This is a genomic window from Vibrio sp. 2132-1, from assembly GCF_033344315.1.
The window spans coordinates 1-635 of sequence record NZ_JAWPON010000460.1; the positions used below are offsets into that span (position 1 = coordinate 1).

Sequence of the window (635 nt, forward strand, 5' to 3'; positions counted from 1 at the left end):
ATCATCCTTGTAATGACCTATTCGGTTGTGGTGTTCTCTATCCTGATTCAAGGTTCAACCATTACACCAATGATTGAAAAGGCGAAAGCTGAAGAAAAAAAGATGGAAGATGAAAAGCTAGCTCAAAGCTCTTTAGCAGAACAAAGAGAACAAACTGAAGCCTAATTCCACTCTCCCATATTTAAACAGCAGCCTTAGGGCTGCTTTTTAAATACTCAAAAATTCAAAGACTTCACCAGCAATATTATCTAGAACCCTCCCCGTTCTACTCTCCTCAGAGCGAAGCCCAAGCCTAATAACAATCTAAGTAAAAATATGAACTAATTGAGGCCATTCAGTTTAAAATGAGACTGCTGGCCCTTGATCATTTCAAAGATGGACACTCACTCACACAGATCACAAAGTTGCTCAAGGTAAGCCGAACCAGTGTCAATAAGTGGGTTCAGACCTTTCTTTAAAAAGGGACGGAAAAGAAAAGCCAATAATACACAAGGCGGACGACTGACTGGTTCCGATATCCACGCTTTTATCATGAAAGAATTTGGCGAGCACTACCGCCCTGACTCTATCTATTACCTGCTCGACCACATGGGCTTTTCATGGATAACTTCCCGCTCAAAACACGACAACACGCT

Annotated in this window: 2 protein-coding genes and 1 pseudogene; all 3 read left to right on the forward strand. The window is 41.6% G+C overall.

Going from position 1 to position 635, the window contains the following annotated elements:
* Nucleotides 1-165 (forward strand): annotated as a pseudogene (locus R8N47_RS26035) (sodium:proton antiporter); the annotation flags it as partial.
* Between the two features lie 179 nt (nt 166-344).
* On the forward strand, nt 345-458 hold the full coding sequence (locus R8N47_RS28915; protein ID WP_159408062.1) for a helix-turn-helix domain-containing protein: 114 nt from the start codon (nt 345-347) through the stop codon (nt 456-458).
* Nucleotides 427-635, forward strand: a 209-nt coding sequence (locus R8N47_RS28920) for a helix-turn-helix domain-containing protein (protein WP_412034489.1), incomplete at its 3' end; no start/stop codon positions are given. The genes R8N47_RS28915 and R8N47_RS28920, both read left to right, overlap by 32 nt.

Excerpts from the sequence above, each read along its gene's own strand:
- R8N47_RS28915 (WP_159408062.1), top strand. The coding sequence starts at position 345 with ATGAGACTGCTGGCCCTTGATCATTTCAAAGATGGACACTCACTCACA.